We start from the raw sequence: 15,272 nt of genomic DNA, 5'->3' as shown, positions 1-15,272 counted from the left end.
TTTCTTGTCCCCTCTCATTTGGAGATTAGAATTTTGGGAAAGAAGTGAGCGCCTCTTTCCCCCTTTTAAAAGTCGCCTACATTAAGAGTCCAATGCTTTGTTTACCTTTTCCGTAACCTTATCTAACAGCTCTTTTGGTGTTCCCTTTCCTCGAGTTGCATTTTCAACAGCATCTGATAATTCATTCCAATAAAGTGAACCTTCTTTGATCACAGGTCGATGATGAGCATTTGGTAGTATTTTGACAAATTCACCTAAAATCGGATCATCTTTATAACCCAGTTCTTCGTTAACTGAATCGATTGCTGCAAAATCCCCGATAATTTCACTAAATATCTTTTGTCCTTCTTCACTTGCGAAGAATTCCATAAATTCAAAACCTGCTTCTTTATTTTTAGCCCCTTTTGGCATAACGACAGACCAGCCCCCTGACCAGGTTGTATGATCTTCCCCAGTTGGAGTAGGCACAGGGAACACACCATAGTTCAAATCAGGTTTGAATTTTTTAATATTCGGAACATCGAAGGGTCCACTTACTTTCATACTTATTTGTCCCGTGATAAAAGGGTCCATTGCTTCGGAACCTTGGGAATCTGTAAAACCAGCAATGTCTTCTACATCATATTTTTTAGCAAAATCAGCTTCCCACTGAAGTGCTTCTACAACTTTCGGGTCATTGGCTGTCACTTTACCGGTTTCTTCATCATAGAAGTCACCACCGAATGACCATCCCCAAGTATATAGCCAGCCTTGACCATACCAGGGAATAAAACCAATTCTTTCAAATCTATTTCCTTTTTTAATCGTCAGTTTCTCTGCGGCTTCTTCTAATTCTGTAATGGTCTTTGGAGGATTGTCTGGATCCAGTCCAACTTCTTCAAATTGGTCGATATTAAAAAAGACTAATCGTGAATCCGTTGTAATTGGTAAACCATAGAGTTTACCATCGTAAGAAGCTTCATCCCATGCAAATGGATAAAAGTTTTCTCGATTAATTCCAGCTTCCTCTGCCATACTAGACAAATCTTCTAATGACCCTTGGGCCGCCCATGATCCAATTTCAAATCGATCAAAATAGGCAACATCTGGTGCATTTCCCCCAGCAACAGCGGCTAATAATTTCTCGTTTTGCCCTTCCCCCTGGTTTGCAACATAGGTGGCATCAATCTTAATGTCAGGGTGACTCTCTTCAAAGGCCTTAATCACTGCGTTCATTGCATCAAGCCCTTTATTGGTTTGAGAATGCCAAAATTTAACCGTGGTCACTCCCTCTTTTTCCCCTTTACTATCTGTTTCCTTTGATGAACAAGCAGTCAAAAATAACGAGAGTAATAGAATACTAAACAAAATAATCATGCCAAATTTATTTTTCATTTCCCTTCACCTCCGGATATTTTTAACAATTCTATACAGGGTACCACTTACATGTAACGCTTACACAACCTTCATAACAACAGTCCCTGTTAGTAAGTATATGTTATATTAACATATAACAACATGTCAACTAGTAATATAAAAAAAGAGAAGAAAGTATCATACTTCTCTAGTCGATAGCCCCTCTATTAATTCAAACTGAACGAGTTCTTTTTCTGTATGATTTTTTCCCTTCATTTTCTCATGTAATAACAGAACCGTCTTCTTCGCGATCCCCACCTCGTCCTGGAGAATATGTGTAAATGGAAATGGACCAATATTCATCTTGGGCGAATCAAAGCAAACAACAGAATAATCTTTGGGAACCTCCTTCCCTATTGTGTGGATAACGTGTTGAAGAACAATCGCTAATGAGTAGCGGCAAGAGACAAATCCAGTAATGGTTGGGTTTTCCAGCAAGAATTGTTGGATTTTTTTAAGCTCTTCTTCAAATGCGGCCCCCTGTTCCTTGAAAACTAAATAATCTGTAACACTGCTCGTTAATATAATTTCTGGATTATACGGATACTGCTGCTGATGAAAAGCTTGCTGGTAACCCGTTAAGCGATCTGCCAATACTGTTGTCCCATCATCTGGAGGAGTAATATAGGCAACTTCCCTATGTCCCAGAGAGAACAAATAATTTGTCGCTACGGTAGACGCGCGAATATTATCTGTTAAAACCGCACTTGCTTGAATTCCCCGTAGATACCGATCGATGAGGACAAGAGGAAACTTTCTTAATACTAGCTCCAATATTTTCATGTTGTAATGTTCACCATGAACAGGCAGAATAATCAAGCCATCTACTCCGATATCCAAAAGTTCCTCTATCGCCTTTTCTTCTTCTACTACATTTTCTAATGACAATTTAAGGTATAATAATCCGCCGAGCTTCGTAATTTCTTTCTCAATTTGTTTCACTAACGTCACACCAAAGCTTTCTGAGAAGTCGGAAATAATCAGCCCGACAGTAAAAATATCCTTCCTAAGCTGGGAATTTGCTTCTAACGTTACAGAAGAGTTACTTGCTGCCCCCTTCGTAACAAATGAGCCTTTCCCCTGAATACGCTTAATCCGTTTTTCTTGGGAAAGTAAATCCAAAGCTTTTTTAGAAGTAATTCTGCTTACGTTAAATTGATCTGCCAATTCCTTTTCTGAAGGAATTTTATCTCCATATTTCCATTCCCCTTCATTAATTTTGTTAAGAATACTTTCATAAATCTCTCTGTACAATGGCTTGTTCACACATTTCACCCTTTAGTCTTAGATTATTTATCCTGCATTATAAATGAATTTAACATAAATTTTTCTCTTCTCATGAAAAAACAGAAAAAACGATTATAAATTTTATAACTCTCAACTTGATATAACAACCACATCAACTTTAAAACATGTATTAAGGCAACCCTAGCACGCCCGAATTTAATTCAGAACAAAAGCGCAAGCGCCTGTTCAGCGACGTACAAATTTAAAGGCTTCTGACGAGATAAAGGAAACACGGTGAGGACGAAGAACGAACCGATATTGACTTATCGTAGGAAGAAGACGTAAATTTGCTAGTCGCTAGGCGCTGGAGCTGGATGTCAACCACAATATAAGCAGCTTATCCACAAGCTAGGATTTTATAAATTCCTAAGCAACAAAAAAAACAAGAGCCTCGCGATTGAACGAATGCTCTTGTTTTTATACTCGATCATCATAGCGACTATTTTGAGTTCTAGGTCGCATGAATTTTAAGATTGGTTTGTAGTCTTTTCCAGCAAGTCCTATGAGCTCTGCAAATAATTCAATGAGCAGTAGCAGGAGGGCTATGATGAGTAACGATCCCCAAATGGTTGCCATGGAGAAAATGATGGCTGCTAGACTAAACATAATGGCAATACCATAAATGATCAACACTGTTTGACGGTGCGAGAAACCAGAACTTAGCAGACGGTGGTGTAAATGGAGCTTATCAGCTGATGACAATGGTTTCTTTTGCATAAATCGGCGCATCATCGCAAAAAATGTATCGGAAATGGGAACACCGAGAATAATAATTGGGATGACGAATGACAGGAACGTAACATTTTTAAATCCGAGTAGGGATAATACAGCTATCATATAGCCTAAAAATAAGGCACCTGAATCTCCCATGAAAATTTTCGCTGGATAAAAGTTATAAGGTAAAAATCCAAGTGTACTGCCCAGCAATACAAGAGCGATTGTTAAAACGAAAAAATCTCCTTGGATTAAAGACATAATACTCAATGTTACAAGGGCAATCGACGAAACTCCAGCTGCCAGCCCATCTAATCCATCAATAAAGTTAATGGCATTTGTAATACCAACAATCCACAGAATGGTAAGTGGGACAGAAAGGTATCCGAACTCCATTTGTCCGCCGAACGGGAGGTTGATGAATTCTAAGTCAAAGCCTCCAACTAAAGCAACGATAGCCGCAAGGAGCTGGCCGATGAATTTATAGCGTGGAGCAAGGTCATAAATATCATCCAGAATGCCCGTGATGATAATAATCCCACTTCCGATGATAATCGGCCATAAATATGGACTATCTTCATGAGATAGGATCAGCCCTAGAATAAAACTTATATAAATAGCAAGCCCACCCAGGTAAGGCATGGCTTTACTATGTACTTTCCGATCGTTCGGTTTATCGGTTACATTCCATTTGATTGCAAATTTTTTGACGATAGGTGTTAAGATGATTGAGGCAACAAAGCATATAAAAAAATAAAGCAGATCCAATTTGTAACCCCCTTGCCCTTACTATTGCACATTTTATCGTAACTAGACATATCGATTAATGACATTTATCCCATTATTAGGAATTATTGCGTATACGCCCTTTTCGTAGCTGAGCATGGCTTTATTGCTCCACAATGTATCATTGTATTCAATAAAAGATCAAAGGCTAGATTCGCGACATTCTGTCGCAACGCCTTTGTGAGCAACATCCTGTTAGCCACATGGAAGCATTTACGCTATATTTCTTTACAAGTATCAGCTGTCATAAAATAATCATTTTCTGCTTAAAAAAGCCGAATTTTGCCTAATCACATAATAGCCGAAATAAAGCTCGTTTTCAACTAATCTTATATTCTTTGACGATCGGAAAAAGAAAAAGTTACATATTATCGGAACTTTTTCTTCTATATTGAAACATTTTTTTCACAAAAGTCGGCAATGCGAGCATTCTCTTCCAACGTGTTGGCTGTTGAATCAGCCGATATAACCATTCCAGATTTAAATTCCGCCAAAATCCAGGAGCACGTTTCACTGTTCCTGCTAAAATATCAAAACTACCACCAATTCCCATAAAGATCCCTTTTTCAAAGGAATCTATATTTTTCTGAATCCATTCTTCTTGTTTTGGGTATCCTAAAGCAACAAAAACAAGATCTGCTTTGGCTTCTTTTACCATCTGCTTCACTTTATGCTCATGTCCTTTGAAAAATCCGTGATGATAACCTGCAATCACTAATTTTGGATAATCCCTTTTGATCTTGGGAATCATCTTCTCCAGTGTTTGCTCGCTTGCACCGAGAAAAAAGACACGTAACCCTTTTTGATTGGCGATAGATAGTAATTCTATCATTAGATCAAAGCCTGCAATTCTTTCCGGCAGAGGCTGGCGAACAATTTTCGAACCTAATATCACTCCGACTCCATCTGCAATGATATGATTGGCGAACTGTAAAGTATGCATATATTGAGGATCCTTATTAGCATACATGACAATCTCGGGATTCGCAGTCACAACAAAGGCTTTTTTATTACGCTCGATTTTATCCTGTAAAATATTCAATATTTCCTGTTGAGTGGTAAAGTCAAACTCCACCCCAAGGATATCCACTTTTTTCAATATGGTTAACTCCTGTATCACAATTTATTGACATACCTTTATAGTATATCATTTCTAAACCAAGTATGGATATGGTAGAACTTCACTCATCAAAAATATTATTTCCTTATTGCGCACATCATCTTTCAAAGTTTGTTTTTGCTTCATCCTCAAGGATCAAAGGCTAAAGTCAAGGATGAACAGCTAAGTACGCGCCGTCCTGGCGCAACGCTGTTCTGACTCACATCCTGTGAGCCTCCGTTCTGGCGCAACGCCTTTGTGATCAACGTCCTGTTGACCTTAGGTCCCTTTCATTCTATCTTATTTTTATGTCTATTTAATGACGAATTGTTTAAATTTCAAAGTTTTTTTGCTTGGAAATAAACGAGCTGAATCGTTAGAGCAAGCACTTTTTTCCAATTATTCAAGGCGAACGTTAAGCAAGGGGCATAAAAGCCCCTTTATATATCATTTTAGCGCTTTCATTTATAAAGGATAATGCTTACTCATAATATGTTTCCGCGCGGCTAATGCATCGAGGGTCAGAGTCTTTTGTTGACATTGAATACTAAAGGACGAAAAGATCAGCACTTTTATTTCGTCCGGCATACATAAGCCTTCACCTATATCTTCTATGTAAAAGAGCCAATCCTTTAAATCAATGATCATTCTTATATCCCATTCCATGTCTTTTACTTTTACCGTTAAATCAAGGACTGTTTGGACAAATAAGGATGGTGATAAAAGCACAGTAGTTTTTAGAATAGATCTCATGGAGTTCTGTAAAGGATCTACGAAGTAAGTCACGGGGCTTAATATTATTTCTCTATGATTCTCCACGTCTCCGTGGCAAACCAGTCGATATCCCCTTCCCGCAATTTTTCCATACGTCATTATTCGTCTTATTTCAACATGCATACTCAAAGTTCATTCCTCCTCTAAGGTTAAAAAGACCTATCTTTAGTTAAATGTACCTATATATTAACTTCCCTGTATGTCATTTACTTCCTGTTATCAACTTGTTATGTTATTTTTCATTATGTTTTGTTATAAAGCCCTCTTCTTTCCTCTATTGTCGGTATCTTTAACAAAAAAGCTAAAATGGGGGAAGTAGTATGGCATTCCATCAAGAACTAAAAAAATATCGAGAAGAAATCTTGGGAATTAGTCAAGATGAAGCAATCAAACGACTCCATATGACACAGGCTGCCCTTTCCAATTACGAACATGGGAAACGCCAAATCTCTATTGAAACATTACAACAATTCCAGCGTGCCTATGCCATTCCACAAGACCATTTAATGCGCATTCTATTTGGTGAAGAGACAGGAAAGGATTACACCCCGATGATGCTGCGAGAGCACACGAAGGATTCAGAGCTAAATAAGATTCTTGACATGATTGAAAACAACGAGAACCTATATAAGTTCCTCGTTTCCCTCTCTTATTCCGACGAAAAAACGCAACGAGACGTAAGTGCTTTTCTTCCACAAATACTGAAACTCGTCCAACGCTAATCGTAGTTGGACGGGCCCATTGCTTCCAATCCGGAAATCACTGCTATCAAGCACTCCTTTCATCCTATCATTCCTATTCATCACCTTCGAAAGTCCCTGTTTTGAGAATAATAGAAAGAATTTTAACATCTTTGTGTGAAAATCATTTAAAATAGAGATGTCGACTTTTGAAGCGGGGGATTTCTTTGATCTATGAATTAAGAATTTTTAAAGGATTGTTTTATCCAAATCAGAGTTTCTTTAAGCTAGCGAAAGCGGAAGTAATCGAAGGGCTACGCTTACGTATTTTTTGTCTATTATTGGTGAGTGCGGCACTTTTCGCTTTTTCTGGGTGGTTTGGAATTGGAAGTCATGTTCTTTCTCCAACATTATTGCGTGAGTCGCCGATCGAATATGAAAGTTTAAAAGGATTTTTTGTCATAGGTCGTTTCTTGCTGGGACTTTTCTATGGAGGGATGATTTTAACATTACCTTCCCTTTGTTTTTGGCTTTTTTCGCAAGAGATTTATGCAAAATTTGTGGTGATTCAAGCCTTTATCTTGCCGATTTTATTATTGGAACAGGTTTCATTTATTATTTTAGCGATTGGCTTTGATCTGCCATGGTATTCTTCTCCTTTATCTTTAGGCGTGATCGGGCAGTATCTTTTAACACATAAATATGTGATTTTTTTACTCGGTTCTATTTCTATTTTTAAAGTATGGGCCATGGTCATACAATATCGAGGGATAAGAACGATGAGCTCTTTAACTCCTTTTCCCCTTGTGCTCATGGTTTTAGGCATTCATTTGGTTTCGTGGTGTTTCACTTCTGCTGTGGCTGTTATTAATTTTGTAATCCTTTTATAATTATCGCCCTACTACATAAAAAGCTGGTGATTCTTGTGAAAAAAAGCTTGCTCTTGCTTATGGTAGTACTTTTTATCGGCCTCAATATCTTTTTAATCGAGAAAGATGAGGGCAAGGTCAAACGTGTGACACATCTTTCTGAATGGAAGCCTTTAGTTACTGGGAATCTTGAGAAAACCCTTCAGACAGAAGGGGTCGTCGTCGCCGATGAAAAACACCCTGTTTTTATTGATACACACGTTCCGTTTAAGCAGTTCTTGGTGAAAAAAGGTGACGTCGTAGAAAAAGGGACACCGCTCTTCGAATATGAAAGCTCTGACCAAGAAGAACAGACAGCATTGTTAGAAGCAGAGATCACACGTTTGGAAGCAGAGAAGAAAAATGTGATGACCTATATTGAAGAGCTTGTCAAAATGAAATCAAATATATATCCAGTGAATTCTTTCAAAAGAACGAATGACGACGCAGAGGATACTCGTACGGCAGATTCCGTGGAGGCAGCTTCAATCCGGGAGGTCTCTTTATCGATTGATCAAGTGATCGCTGAAAAAGAACTGGATCAAAAGAATATAGAGGAACTGATCCGCCAATATGAAACACAGCGAAGCTCGATTCAAGAAGGGATAAAAGGTTTGACCGTTTTCAGCCCGTATGAGGGGAAAGTGGAGACCCTTTCTTTTGAATTGGAAAATCCCATCATGACTGTCACATCTGAAAATCCGATCATAGAAGGACGACTATCAGAGAATCTGGTTGAAAAAGTGGAACCTGATATGCCAGTAAAACTTCACTCTAGCCAATCCGCTGGGCCAATTCCTGGGAAAATAGGCATCATTGAAGATCTTCCTTTGGAGGAAGTAGCCTTGGACCAAGAGAGTTTTTACCGATTTACAGTGGATCCAGAGTCTACAGAGGAAAAATGGCGGATCGGTCATCATCTCCAAACTGAAATTATTTTAGCCCAAGCAAACAATGTCCCTGTTGTTTCAAAAAGGAGTGTGGAAAAGTTAGAAGATCAAGCTTTTCTATGGGTTCTCACGGAGGATGGAAAAATTGAAAAAAGGATGGTCAAACTAGGTTTACACGTTAACAATCGCCAAGAATTAACGAGCGGCATTGAAAGCGGTGAATACTACGTTCCCGACCCTAAAGAAGTCAGTGAGGCTACCCCCTTTATTACAAGTTTCCAATGGGACAAGCAAATTCTTAGTACTTGGAAAAAGGCCAGTTCAAGAAAAATAATCAAATATTTATTAGTTGGACTGTTACAAAAATAAGGGGACGGGCTTCTCACGCTGTCCCCCTTGTTACACTTTTCTGCAAATATAGGGACGGCCAGCCTTCGCGCTGTACCCCCTTTTACACTTTCCCACAAATACGGGGACGGCCAACCCTTTCGCCGTCCCCCTTTTTACACTTTTCCGCAAATATGGGGACGACCAGCCTTCGCGCCGTACCCCCTTTTACACTTTTCCACAAATAGGGGGACGGCCAGCCTTCGCGCTGTCCCTCCTTTTACACTTTTCCGCAAATAGGGGGACGGCCAGCCTCCTCGCTGTCCCCCCTTTTACACTTTCCCACAAATACGGGGACGGCCAACCCTCGCGCCGTACCCCTTTTTACACTTTTCCGCAAATAGGGGGACGGCCAGCGTAGATACGCCCGCGCTCACGCCCCTAATTTAGAAAGAGTGGCGAGGTTCGCTCACCAACTCACGATTATTTTAGTTTTCCTGCTGCCGCCTCATCTAAAATGATCGTTACATTTGGATGTTTTTGTAGAACGGAGGCGGGGCATTCCTCTGTCACTGGACCTTCGACCATCTGCTGAACGGCCTCTGCTTTGGCTTCCCCAAATGCCAGTAGAACAATGCTTTTCGCAGCCATAATCGAGGCAATTCCCATGGAAATCGCATGAGTTGGCACGTCTTCTACTTTTTCAAAAAAACGTTTATTTGCTTCAATTGTTTCCTTCGTCAGCTCAACGACATGTGTTTTTGTATCAAAAGAGGTTCCAGGTTCGTTAAAGCCAATATGTCCATTGGTTCCAAGACCAAGAATTTGCAGATCTACTGGGTGCTCCTTTAAAATTTGTTCGTAACGTTCACATTCTGCATCTAAATCAGCAGCCATCCCATTAGGTAAGTGAGATGCTTTAAAATTCAAGCTGTTAAACAACTTATTTTCCATATAATAATGATAGCTTTGTGGATCATCTGCTGCTAAACCGATATATTCATCAAGGTTCACCGTTGTGACATTTTCAACGTTTGGTTTTGCTTCACGCATTTCAGCGTAAAACTTTAATGGTGTGCTGCCTGTTGCTAATCCTAATGTTTGAATCGTTCCGTTTTCTAATCCTTCTTGCACCAAATTAAATGCTTTTACAGATGCTTCTTCAACATTTTTTGCTGTAATAATTTTCATTCTCCATCCCCCTCATATTGATCATTTTCCTGAATCATCCAGTAGTATTTTAATTGATTTTGCCAAAACCTGCATTTACTTTTTAAAGCTTTTTCCAAGCTGATACGTGTTTTCAACTTCGAATTGCGGGTTCATTAATACAAAATCTGCATCCTTCCCAGCTTCTAAAAGACCTTTTTGGGTTAATCCAAATTCACGTGCTTGGTTACTAGATGTCATTTGTACAGCTTCAGCAATCGAACAACCGGTGAACTCGATGATATTGCGAAATGCGCGATCCATTGTTAGAACACTACCTGCTAGTGAACCATTTTCCAAACGGGCTTCTCCACCAACCACGATCACCTTTTGACCGCCTAACTCATAATCACCATTTTCCATCCCTTTCGCCATCATCGCATCAGAGATTAAAGAAATACCTTCTGCCCCTTTAATGAGATAGGCCAGTTTAATCATATCTGGATGAATATGAATGCCATCTGCAATGATTTCTACTTGCAAACCTTCCGTAATTAACGCATGGCCAGCAACACCCGCTTCACGATGATGAAGCCCGCGCATGCCATTATATAAATGTGTGGCATGTGTTGCTGCACTTTCAAGAAGTTCTGCACGAATAGCATCAGAATGTCCGACTGATGGAATAATTTCCCGCTCTTTCATCACTTGTTCGAACTCTCGGGCTCCTTCTAATTCCGGTGCATATGTCACAAGCTTAATCTGATCACCGGACGCTTCATACCATTTTAGAAATGTATCAATCTGGGCAGGCCCCATAAACTGAGGATCTTGGGCTCCGGCCTTTTTTGGATTAATAAAAGGACCTTCTAGATGAACCCCCTCGATGTGCGCTCCCATCTTTTTAGCTGTTTGAATGGTCTCCATTGCTCTGGTAATATTATCATACGTCTGTGTCATCGTTGTCGCAAAAAAGGAAGTGACCCCTTCCTCCATTAGCTTATCACTTAACTCTACATTTGCTTCAGGGTTGGCATCCATAAAATCAATGCCATGTCCACCATGAATATGAATATCAATCATACCAGGAATAAGGAGATTTCCTTTGGCGTCTATAACCGTTTCGCCTTCCTGTTCTTTATACTCATTCATAGTGCCTACTTCTTTAATTTGTTCAGAAAAACGCATATACCCCTGCTTAATTAGCTCAGCTTTTCCTCCTGGGTAAATCTCAGCATTTATAACAACCTTTTGCTTCAAACTTTTTCACCCTACTTTCTCCAACAAGTTTATTTACTTCTATTATAAATCTAGTACGTTATTATGACAAACATCTCTCTGAAAAATGAAATAAGACGCATTATAGGTTTAATATGAAAATTTTAGGGGAAAGGAGAATGTAGTTTTACAAAAAATGGCTTTTAAGTTAAATTATTGTTACAAATTGTATACATAACATTATTCATGGGTCGTTTGTGCTAAAATTGGTATATATTGTATATGATAGGGGGATTACATAGTGCGCAAGACTTTAGTAGGTACAGCTACGGCTATTATGCTAACAACATCTTTCACTGGCACTGCGCTTGGCGCAACACATGAAGTTAAACCTGGAGACTCTCTATGGAAGATTGCATCGAAATATCAAACATCTGTCTCCCAATTAAAAGATTGGAATCATTTAAAAAGTGACTTAATTTATCCTAAGCAAGTCATCATTGTCACTCCTGATGAGGCGAAGAAACCGCAAACGCAAAAACCAAAAGCGAATTCGACAAATGGAAACAAACAGGCTGCTCCTTCAACTTCAGCTAAGACCTATGTCGTGGTCTCTGGTGATAGCTTATTTAATATTGCGATCAAACATAACATTTCTTTAGCTGATTTAGTAGCTTGGAATGGTTTAAAAGGTGACTTAATTCACCCAGGGCAAGTTTTAAAAGTTTCAAACTCATCAGCAACTGTAAAACCAAACGGATCATCGAATGAAAGTTCAAATCAGACAAGTCAAAAAACAGATACATATAAAGTCGTAAGTGGCGATACGTTAAGTGGGATTGCTGCTAGATATGGTACAACGGTAAGTAAATTAAAGTCTCAGAATGGATTAAATTCCGACTTAATCCGCGTTGGACAAGTTTTGAAAGTTTCGAACTCAACAACAACCAAACCGGCTGAAACAGTAAAACCAAATGAATCAAAGAATACTAGTTCCAATAATAGTAGTCAAAATACAAGTACGTATAAAGTCGTAAGCGGCGATACGTTAAGTGGAATTGCTGCTAGATATGGTACAACGGTAAGTAAATTAAAATCCTTGAACGGCTTAAGCTCTGATTTCCTTCAGGTTGGTCAAGTTTTGAAAGTAAATGCTAGTTCATCTGCTACACCTGAAAAATCACAAACAAAACCCTCACAAGGTAAGAATACAAATACGGGTTCATCATCTAAAACCGAAGCTACTAACGCAGCAAAACTAATTAGTACAGCAAAAGGTGTACTTGGAAGCCCATATGCTTGGGGCGGTACCTCTCCTTCGGGTTTTGACTGCAGTGGTTTTATCTATTACGCATTTAGCCAAAGTGGACATAACGTACCCCGTACAAGCTCTGAAGGGTATTATGATCGTTCTTACTATGTAAAAGATCCTCAACCTGGCGATCTTGTCTTTTTCAGAGATACATATAAGCCTGGAATCTCGCATATGGGCATTTATCTAGGAAATGGTGACTTTATTCATGCCAATGATAAAGGTGTAAACATCATCAATCTCAGCAACCCATATTGGAAGAGTAAGTTTGACGGGTATAAGAGATTCTATTGATCTTGTTCATATCCATCTTGAGTCAACTAGTTAATTCTACTCATAGAAACTAGGTTTGAATAGCTTTTACCAATAAAACAAGGGAAAAACACTGCACGGTGTTCTTCCCTTGTTTTTCTTTGCTTCTGCTCGTTATTCGAGCGTCAAAATGGTCTCGACCGTATTTGTTGAGTCATTTCCTACCATTATTTTTATGTTTCCGGGTTCTACTACAAACTTCATTTCAGGATTCCAAATAGCTAGTTCTTCCTTGCTTAATTGCAGGGTGACCGTTTTTTGTTCGTTCGGTTCCAACCAGATCTTCTGAAATCCTTTTAATTCTTTTACTCTTCTGGTGATACTTGCTTCCATGTCTTTAATATATAGTTGAACAACTTCCGCACCAGCTAATTGGCCGATATTTTTCACATCTATCTGGACCTCAATAGGGGTACCTTCATTTACCTGTTTTAATGTAATATCTACTGGACTGATTTGAAGATTACTATATTCATATTGCGTGTAGCTTAGTCCATAGCCAAATGAAAATAACGGTGTTCCAGGTGAATCGATATATTGTAGCTCTCTCCCTTGGTCTTTCTGGTTATAGTAAACAGGTAATTGGCTGGATGAGCGTGGCAAAGAAACGGGCAGTTTTCCACTTGGGTTCACTTCACCAAATATTATTTCAGCCAAAGCTTGTCCACCTTCTTGACCAGGGTACCAACCGCAAAGAATAGCATCACAATCATCCACGATATCTGTGATCGCATGTGGTCGCCCTTGGATTAATACCGTGACAATCGGCTTTCCTGTTGCCGCTATTTCCTTCACCAATTGCTCCTGAACGCCACCTAGCTTTAAATCAGCAAGGTCAACACCTTCTCCACAATCCATATCTGTCGGATTGTTAGAAACAATCGCCGCTCCATTGGAATCAAATTCAAGATCAAAATTCCGCATACTACTGCCACCTAACACAAGAATCACGACATCCGAATTTTTAGCAGCGGCAACGGCTTCTGGAAAGCCTGCTTTTGATTTCCCCCGTACAGAACAGCCCTTTACATAGGTGACTTCTCCCTCAGCCATATTTTTTATCCCTTGAAGGAGCGTGGTCCCTTTTCCATCCTTTTGAATGGCTGTATAATCGCCTAGCTGATTATAAATTTGATTTGCATTTGGACCAATTACGGCAATTTTCCCCGTTTGCTTGCTTAGTGGTAAAAGCTGATCTTGATTCTTCAGCAATACGGCCGACTCCCGTGCGACTTGGAGATTTGTTTTTCTAAAAGATTCATTCCCCACGATCTGCAAAGCTTTTGTCTCGTCTGTATAAGGCTGGTCAAATAGGCCTAGAGCAAATTTCAAGTGCAGGACTCTTCGCACGGCACGGTCAATCCATTCTTCGGTTGTTTTTCCTTTTTCAACGGCCTGTTCTAAAGTTGTAAAAGCTGTATCCCATAAACTAAGGTCAACACCTGCTGAAAGGGCCAAAGCAGCGGCTGATTCATAGTCACCCGCAAGCTGCCTTAAGCGATCAATGGCGACTCCATCCGCCATAACCATTCCTTCAAAACCCCATTCCTCGCGAAGTATATCTGTTAATAATGTTGTATTCGCATGGCATGGGATTCCATCAATTTCATTATAGGCTGCCATACACCCAAGGGCACCAGCTTCTACCCCAGCCTTCATTCCAGGTAAGTGGATTTCTCTTAACTCTCTTTCCCCGATATTGGCTGGTCCAGCATTATGTCCTCCTTGGCCTTCTCCTTGACCAGCGAAATGCTTTAATACTGCCACAATTTTATTATCTTGGATTAATTCTTCTCTGCCTTCCCCCTGCAGGCCTTTCACAGCGGCCTCTGTCATTTTTGCGGCCAAATAAGGATCTTCACTGTAACATTCCTCTGATCTTCCCCATCTTGGATCACGTAAAATATCCAACGTAGAAATTAACCCCAAATGAGCGCCTCTAGAGCGTACCTCGGCCGCAACAAATTGATAAGCTTTTTCCATTAGCTCAGGGTTCCAAGTACTCCCCGCTCCAATATTTGTCGGGATCAAGGTCCCATCTAAAGCTTGGTGTCCATGGGGGCATTCTTCCGATAATAAGACTGGGATTCCTAAACGAGTATTTTCAATAATATATCGCTGAATTCTATTGGCTACTTTAGCATTTTCATGGGTAGGAATGCCATTTTCATACGTAACAGCTGACCAGGGATCCGAACGAAATAACCCATAAAGCGCCCCCATACCATCTCCTAATGCCACTTGCTCTTTAAACGCTTCTGTGAGTTCAATGCCTTTATCTGTTTTTTTGTAAGCTTCCCATCCATACATTTTTTGATTAAGCTGGCCAACTTTTTCTTTTACTGTCATTCTTTGCAATAAATCTTCTACCCGTTCCTCGATAGGGAGTGAACTGTTTTTATATTTCACCAACTCACCTCC

Annotated in this window: 12 protein-coding genes; 4 read left to right on the top strand and 8 right to left on the bottom strand. The window is 39.7% G+C overall.

The window, feature by feature from the left end:
* Positions 1–81 precede the first annotated feature (81 nt).
* From KI363_RS07760 to KI363_RS07740, 5 genes are all read right to left on the bottom strand, one after another.
* Positions 82–1,374 carry an ABC transporter substrate-binding protein gene (locus KI363_RS07760; protein WP_212966020.1) on the bottom strand — a complete coding sequence of 431 codons (1,293 nt, stop codon included), beginning with the start codon at positions 1,372–1,374 and terminating at the stop codon, positions 82–84.
* 159 nt (positions 1,375–1,533) lie between these two features.
* Positions 1,534–2,661, bottom strand: a complete 1,128-nt coding sequence (locus KI363_RS07755; protein WP_212966019.1) for a GntR family transcriptional regulator — start codon at positions 2,659–2,661, stop codon at positions 1,534–1,536.
* A 438-nt stretch (positions 2,662–3,099) separates the two neighbouring features.
* The gene (locus KI363_RS07750; RefSeq protein WP_373306749.1) at positions 3,100–4,164 is read right to left on the bottom strand and encodes a glycosyltransferase family 4 protein; all 1,065 of its coding nucleotides are present in this window, start codon (positions 4,162–4,164) and stop codon (positions 3,100–3,102) included.
* 379 nt (positions 4,165–4,543) lie between these two features.
* Positions 4,544–5,272 carry a WecB/TagA/CpsF family glycosyltransferase gene (locus KI363_RS07745; protein ID WP_306345162.1) on the bottom strand — a complete coding sequence of 243 codons (729 nt, stop codon included), beginning with the start codon at positions 5,270–5,272 and terminating at the stop codon, positions 4,544–4,546.
* A gap of 474 nt (positions 5,273–5,746) precedes the next feature.
* Positions 5,747–6,184 carry a hypothetical protein gene (locus tag KI363_RS07740; RefSeq protein ID WP_212966018.1) on the bottom strand — a complete coding sequence of 146 codons (438 nt, stop codon included), beginning with the start codon at positions 6,182–6,184 and terminating at the stop codon, positions 5,747–5,749.
* Between the two features lie 191 nt (positions 6,185–6,375).
* Here KI363_RS07740 and KI363_RS07735 point away from each other — a divergent pair, with 191 nt between their 5' ends.
* The 3 genes from KI363_RS07735 to KI363_RS07725 all read left to right on the top strand — a co-directional run bounded on the left by KI363_RS07735 (position 6,376) and on the right by KI363_RS07725 (position 8,902).
* Positions 6,376–6,777, top strand: coding sequence for a helix-turn-helix domain-containing protein (locus tag KI363_RS07735; protein WP_158320753.1), 402 nt, complete (start codon positions 6,376–6,378; stop codon positions 6,775–6,777).
* Positions 6,778–6,962: 185 nt separating this feature from the next.
* Positions 6,963–7,625: a hypothetical protein gene (locus KI363_RS07730; RefSeq protein ID WP_212966017.1), complete on the top strand. Its 663-nt coding sequence runs from the start codon at positions 6,963–6,965 to the stop codon at positions 7,623–7,625.
* Between the two features lie 35 nt (positions 7,626–7,660).
* Positions 7,661–8,902: an efflux RND transporter periplasmic adaptor subunit gene (locus KI363_RS07725; protein ID WP_212966016.1), complete on the top strand. Its 1,242-nt coding sequence runs from the start codon at positions 7,661–7,663 to the stop codon at positions 8,900–8,902.
* Positions 8,903–9,343: 441 nt separating this feature from the next.
* On the opposite strand, the gene nagB is transcribed toward KI363_RS07725, so the two are convergent.
* Together nagB and nagA are read right to left on the bottom strand one after the other, a co-directional pair.
* Positions 9,344–10,051, bottom strand: a complete 708-nt coding sequence (gene nagB, locus KI363_RS07720) for a glucosamine-6-phosphate deaminase (RefSeq protein WP_212966015.1) — start codon at positions 10,049–10,051, stop codon at positions 9,344–9,346.
* Positions 10,052–10,126: 75 nt separating this feature from the next.
* Positions 10,127–11,269, bottom strand: a complete 1,143-nt coding sequence (gene nagA / locus KI363_RS07715) for an N-acetylglucosamine-6-phosphate deacetylase (RefSeq protein ID WP_212966014.1) — start codon at positions 11,267–11,269, stop codon at positions 10,127–10,129.
* Between the two features lie 259 nt (positions 11,270–11,528).
* Here nagA and KI363_RS07710 point away from each other — a divergent pair, with 259 nt between their 5' ends.
* Positions 11,529–12,833, top strand: coding sequence for a C40 family peptidase (locus tag KI363_RS07710; protein WP_246516803.1), 1,305 nt, complete (start codon positions 11,529–11,531; stop codon positions 12,831–12,833).
* A 132-nt stretch (positions 12,834–12,965) separates the two neighbouring features.
* On the opposite strand, the gene KI363_RS07705 is transcribed toward KI363_RS07710, so the two are convergent.
* Entirely contained in the window at positions 12,966–15,200 is a 2,235-nt protein-coding gene (locus KI363_RS07705) for a glycoside hydrolase family 3 N-terminal domain-containing protein (protein WP_246516805.1), read from the bottom strand.
* Positions 15,201–15,272: the final 72 nt, after the last annotated feature.

The organism is Lederbergia ruris, assembly GCF_018332955.1.
Classification (GTDB): Bacteria; Bacillota; Bacilli; order Bacillales; family Bacillaceae_C; genus Lederbergia; species Lederbergia ruris.
This window is presented reverse-complemented; position numbering and strand designations above follow the sequence as displayed.

What these genes read in the sequence shown, in the direction of transcription:
- KI363_RS07760 (WP_212966020.1), bottom strand. Translation starts at nt 1,374, where the DNA reads ATGAAAAATAAATTTGGCATGATTATTTTGTTTAGTATTCTATTACTC.
- KI363_RS07735 (WP_158320753.1), top strand. Translation starts at nt 6,376, where the DNA reads ATGGCATTCCATCAAGAACTAAAAAAATATCGAGAAGAAATCTTGGGA.
- nagB (WP_212966015.1), bottom strand. Translation starts at nt 10,051, where the DNA reads ATGAAAATTATTACAGCAAAAAATGTTGAAGAAGCATCTGTAAAAGCA.
- KI363_RS07705 (WP_246516805.1), bottom strand. Translation starts at nt 15,200, where the DNA reads ATGACAGTAAAAGAAAAAGTTGGCCAGCTTAATCAAAAAATGTATGGA.